Source organism: Aquabacterium sp., from assembly GCF_036279655.1.
Classification (GTDB): domain Bacteria; phylum Pseudomonadota; class Gammaproteobacteria; order Burkholderiales; family Burkholderiaceae_C; genus Aquabacterium.
The window spans coordinates 1-5324 of sequence record NZ_DASUIT010000039.1; the positions used below are offsets into that span (position 1 = coordinate 1).

Annotated in this window: 6 protein-coding genes; 4 read left to right on the forward strand and 2 right to left on the reverse strand. The window is 66.0% G+C overall.

What is annotated here, in order from left to right:
* Positions 1–206, reverse strand: a 206-nt coding sequence (locus VFW84_RS04065) for a glutathione S-transferase N-terminal domain-containing protein (protein WP_329679153.1), incomplete at its 3' end; no start/stop codon positions are given.
* A 33-nt stretch (positions 207–239) separates the two neighbouring features.
* Between VFW84_RS04065 and VFW84_RS04070 the strand changes: the two genes are divergently transcribed.
* Positions 240–1220: a succinylglutamate desuccinylase/aspartoacylase domain-containing protein gene (locus tag VFW84_RS04070; RefSeq protein ID WP_329679154.1), complete on the forward strand. Its 981-nt coding sequence runs from the start codon at positions 240–242 to the stop codon at positions 1218–1220.
* Between the two features lie 29 nt (positions 1221–1249).
* Here the strand turns inward: VFW84_RS04070 and VFW84_RS04075 are convergent, their stop codons facing one another.
* On the reverse strand, positions 1250–1762 hold the full coding sequence (locus tag VFW84_RS04075) for a hemerythrin domain-containing protein (RefSeq protein ID WP_329679155.1): 513 nt from the start codon (positions 1760–1762) through the stop codon (positions 1250–1252).
* 162 nt (positions 1763–1924) lie between these two features.
* On the opposite strand from VFW84_RS04075, the gene moaA reads away from it, so the two are divergent.
* The 3 genes from moaA to VFW84_RS04090 form a co-directional block, all read left to right on the forward strand.
* Positions 1925–2905: a GTP 3',8-cyclase MoaA gene (gene moaA / locus VFW84_RS04080; protein WP_329679156.1), complete on the forward strand. Its 981-nt coding sequence runs from the start codon at positions 1925–1927 to the stop codon at positions 2903–2905.
* Positions 2906–2999: 94 nt separating this feature from the next.
* Entirely contained in the window at positions 3000–5018 is a 2019-nt protein-coding gene (locus tag VFW84_RS04085; protein ID WP_329679157.1) for a type IV pili methyl-accepting chemotaxis transducer N-terminal domain-containing protein, read from the forward strand.
* The coding region (locus VFW84_RS04090) for a response regulator (RefSeq protein ID WP_329679158.1) at positions 5019–5324 on the forward strand (306 nt) is incomplete at its 3' end.

Consider the following 5324-nt stretch of genomic DNA (forward strand, 5'->3'; position numbering starts at 1 on the left):
ACCAGGCAGGGCACCTTGCCTGTCGGTGAAAAGGCCCGATAGGCGGCCCAGTTGGAGCCCTCGCCAAAAGGCACCAGCTTTTCGGTGAAGCTGATGCCCAACTGCTGCATCAGCACCCAGGGCCGCAGCGACCACGACGAATAGGTCTTGTTGGCGATGTACAGCTCATGCATGACGTGCTCCTGTGGGTGTGATCTGCGAGGCATTGTCTCTCACGCAATCGCAGCTAGACTGGTGCGATGACGAATGTTCAGGCCCCCAGCGTATCGCTGGTCCAGCACCAGTTCAATGGTCGGCAGTCCGGCCCCAGGCTCATCATCCTGGGCGCCGTGCATGGCAATGAGACCTGCGGTACCCGTGCCATCGAGCGTCTGTTGCGGGATCTGTCCGCAGGCGCGTGCTCGCTGAGGCGAGGCCACTTGACCCTGGTGCCCGTGTGCAATCCACTGGCCTACGAGCGGGGCTGTCGTGAAGGGGATCGCAATCTCAACCGGCGACTGCAGCCCACGGCGCAGCCCGTCGAGTACGAAGACCATGCGGCCAATGCCCTGTGTCCCCTTCTGGCGGCACACGATGTGTTACTGGACTTGCATTCCTTTCACACGCCCGGGGATCCCTTCGTGATGATCGGCCCGCCCGACAACACCGGCCCGCTCGAGCCCTTCTCGCAGGCGGGTCCCGAGGTCCGTCTGGCGCGACACCTGGGCGTGACGCGTGTGGTCGAAGGCTGGCTGGACACCTATGCCCGAGGGATGGCTCAACGGCGCCAGTACGCCCAGGCGCAGGGCCTGTCAGGGCTGGATCTGGACCCGGCATATGGCGTGGGCACGACCGAGTACATGCGGGCCATGGGCGGCTATGGCGTCACGCTGGAGTGCGGCCAGCACGAGGATGCCCAGGCGCCCGAGGTGGCCTGGCAGGCCATCTTGCAGACCCTGTCACTGCTGGAGATGATCGATCGCCCCCTGGCACCACCCCCCGCGGATCCTCTGCTGATGAAGCTGGTGGACGTCACGGATCGCTGGCACCCGCTGGATCACTTTGTCCGGGACTGGCAGAGCTTTGATGCGGTGACCACAGGGCAGCTCATCGGCGTGCGTCACGGTGGGCTGGAGGTGCGTGCACCGCGCGATGGCTGGATCGTCTTTCCCAATCCGCGCGCGGAGGTCGGGGGCGAGTGGTTCTACTTCGCGCAGCGCAGCGAGCGCCGGCTGGATTGAGCGGAGGCTGTGGTCGGTATGGGACAGCATCAGGAACTTCTGCGGCGAACCATGGCCTGGCTGATGCGCAGGATCTGGTCGGGTGTCAGTTGGCGGGCCCAGGGGTAGAGATCGGACTCTTCATGCCGGGCGTGGTCCTGATACTGATGTACGAAGGCGTCGAGGGTGGACGGTGTGGCCGTCGCATGGCCTTCGGTCAGTGCGATCAGCCAGGGGCGCAGGGCTTGCCACAGTCCGCCCAGGCTGTCGTGCTGTGCAGAGATCTCGTCGATGCGCGCGTTCAGCTCGGCATGGCCCAGGCTCTTGAGGGCGGGGAACAGGTCCAGGTCCTCGTCATCGTGGTGCAAGGGCGCCGCCATGTCGAAGTAACGCAGGATGGATTGCGCGGCATCGGCCGCCTGGGCATCGGCGCCTTCGTGCTCGACATGGTCGCGCAGACGCAAGCTCAGGGTGGTGAAGCGTCGCACCTTGTCGTGGCAGGCCAGCAGCAAGTCGATCGGGTCATCGATCGATGGCGCCATGGGGGTGGGAGTCAAAGGCATGAGGACACTCGTTCAGTGTGTTTTGACGATAGCAGGTCTGTGGCGGGGCGGAAACCCTCCTGTCGGAGCAGGGGCTTGTCCGTGCGGGGCTAGTCCTTCCGAAGGATGGCGGTGCGCTCGCGCCTCCCCTACAGTGGGGCCGTGTGTTTTTGTGTTCACGCCATGCCTCGTCTGATCGACCCTTTTCAGCGCACCATCGATTACCTGCGGGTGTCGGTCACCGACCGCTGTGATCTGCGCTGCACCTATTGCCTGCCCAAAGGTTTCAAGGGTTTCGAGGAGCCTGCCCACTGGCTCAGCCATGCCGAGATGACCCGTCTGGTCGGCCTGTTCGTGGCCCTGGGGGTACGCAAGGTGCGGCTGACCGGGGGCGAGCCCCTGCTGCGCCGAGGCCTGGGTGATCTGGCGGCCGGGCTGACCGCCTTGCCCGGTCTGCAGGATCTGTCGGTCTCCAGCAACGGCACCCGACTGGCGCGCCACGCGGCCGAACTCAAGGCAGCGGGGGTGCAGCGGCTCAACATCAGTCTCGATTCGCTGGATGCCGGCTGCTTCGAGCGCATCACCGGGCGCGATTGCCTGGGCGATGTGTTGGAGGGCCTGCGCGAGGCGCGCCGCGTGGGCTTTGCGCCCATCAAGCTCAATATGGTGGTGCAGGCCGATCAGAACCTCGACGAGGTCGATCGCATGGTGGTCTTTGCCATGGAGCAGGGTTTCGTGCTGCGCCTGATCGAGCCCATGCCGGTGGGCAGCACCGGTCTGGCCACCGAAGGCGTGGACCTGAGCGCCCTGGGCGAACGCCTGGCCGCGCGCCACGCCTTGCTGCCGCAGGTGCTGGGGCAGGGCGCAGGGCCGGCACGCTATTGGTGTTCGCCCGATGGCCGCATGAGCCTGGGGGTGATCACCCCCATGTCGCAGCACTTCTGTGCCAGTTGCAACCGCGTGCGCCTGGGCGTGGATGGCACGCTCTACCTCTGTCTGGGACAGAACGACCAGGTGCCCCTGGGCCGCATGATGCGCGAGGGCCTGGACGATGCGGCGCTGACCACCGCCATCCTGGCGGGCATCGCGGCCAAGCCCGAGCGTCACGAGTTTCGCGAGCGTCCCCAGCAGGTGGTGCGTTTCATGGCGCAGACCGGTGGTTGAACTTCGGGGCCCCCGTGTTGTGGCGGGCTTGGCTTGCGCAGACAATAGGGCCGTGAGGCGCGCGATTCGCGCGCCATCGGAGTGAGACGTGCCCTTGTCCCCATCTGACATCAAGAATGACGACGCCGGTGTGGGGCATTCCGCGTCGGCGGACAACGCGCGGCTGTCGGGTGTCGGGCTGGCCTACAAACTGCTGACCGTGGGCGGGGTGTTTCTGGCACTGGCCCTGGCTTCGATCGGCCTGACCTTGTGGGTGACCTGGCAGCTCGAAGGTGGCGCTGCCGCCGTGAACGAGGCCGGGCGCATGCGCATGCGCAGTTATGAGCTGGCCCTCAGCCTGCATCAGGCGGACCATCCGGGCCAGGCCGTCTCCATGCGCGAGATCCAGCGTCGTCTGCAGGCATTCGATGACACCCTGCTCCTGTTGCGCACGGGTGATCCCGACCGTCCCTTGGCCGTGCCCTGGGATACGGACACGCGCGAGCGTTTCGAGGCAGTGGCCTCCGACTGGCAGACCTTGCGCCAGCAGGCCGTGCTGATCGGGCAGGGCCAGCAAGGCGGGGATCTGGGCGTGAAGGTGGATGCCTTCGTGTCGCGCATCGATGATTTTGTGAGCGCGATCGAAGGCCACATTGCCCGCTGGACCACCCTGTTGCGCACCTTCCAGTTGGCCATGATGGCCCTGGCGGTCCTGAGTGCCATGACCATGCTCTATGTAGGGCATGTGGTGGTGCTGGATCCGGTGGCCCGACTGCAAGGCGCCCTGCGCCGCATCGAGAAGGGTGACTTTGCGGCCCGGGTGCAGGTCAGCTCTCGCGATGAACTGGGGGCCCTGGCCGACGGCTTCAACAGCATGGCCGAAAACCTGCAGGCGCTCTATGGCAACCTTGAATCGAAGGTGCGCGAGAAGACCGCTGGCCTGGAGGTCAAGCAGCAACGCCTGTCCGCGCTCTACGAGGTGGCCGCCTTTGTGGCGCGTGCCGAAGACCTGCAGGAGCTTTCGCAGGGTTTTGCCCGCCAGATGCGGCGCATCGCCCATGCCGACGCGGTGGCCATCCGCTGGTCCGATGAGGCCAACGAGCGTTATGTGCTGCTGGCCAGCGACTGCCTGCCCCAGGTGATGGCGCAGGAAGAGCAGTGCATCCGTCCTGGGGACTGCCATTGCGGTGCCGCCATGAAGCATGGCTTTCAATCGCAGCTCAAGATCATCCCCATCCTGGATCAGAGTCAGGTCCGCCGAGGCCCGGACGACGGGCCGTCGGTGGTCGAGCATTGCGTGCAGGCGGGCTACAGCACCCTGGTGTCGGTGCCCCTGGGGCTGCACCAGCGCGTGCTGGGCGAGGTCGACCTCTTCTACCGTGGCGAGCCGCACCTGTCCGATGAAGAGCGGGGCCTGTTCGAAGCGCTGGCCAGCCACCTGGCCGGCGCCATGGAAAGCCTGCGCGCCTCGGCGCTGGACCGCGAGTCGGCGGTGGCCGCCGAGCGCCAGATGCTGGCGCAGGAGTTGCACGACTCCATTGCGCAGTCCCTGGCCTTCCTCAAGATCCAGATGCAGCTCTTGCGCGATGCCATGGCCCGCAACGACCCACAGGCCGTGCGAACCACCATGGACGAACTCGATGCCGGCGTGCGCGAGAGCTACAGCGATGTTCGCGAACTCTTGCTGCATTTCCGGGTGCGCACCCAGACCGAAGACATCGAACCCGCCTTGCGGGAGACACTCTCGAAGTTCGAGTTGCAGACCAATTTACGCACGCACCTGAGCATCCAGGGACAGGGCCTGCCCTTGCCGGCAGATGTGCAGATCCAGGTCCTGCACATCGTGCAGGAGGCGCTGTCCAATGTGCGCAAGCACGCGCAGGCCAGCCAGGTCTGGGTGGACGTGCAGACGCAGCCACACTGGTGGGTGCGGGTGCGTGATGACGGCCATGGCTTCGATGTGGCGGCTGGACCGCCCGATGACACCCATGTGGGCCTGCGCATCATGCAGGAGCGCGCGCAGCGCATCGGTGCCCAGGTGGACCTGCAATCGGGCCCGCAGGGCACTGTGATGCAATTGCGCCTGCCCGAACACACCGCGCAGCATTCTTCCCCTTTTCTGGCAGCACACTGAATGAGCAGCTCATCACCCGTTCGCATCCTGGTCGTGGACGACCACACCCTGTTTCGCCGTGGCCTGATCGCCTTGCTGACCCGGGATGCCCGCCTGTCGGTGGTGGCCGAGGCTGGGGATGCCGGTGAAGCGTTGCGCGGCGCTCAGGCCCATCAGCCCGATGTGATCCTGCTCGACAACCACCTGCCTGGTGTGCATGGCGTGGCGGCGCTGCCCCAGTTGCGCGCGGCGGCGCCAGGGGCGCGCATCGTGATGCTCACGGTCAGCGAGGATGCGGACGATCTGGCGCAGGCCCTGGCGCGTGGC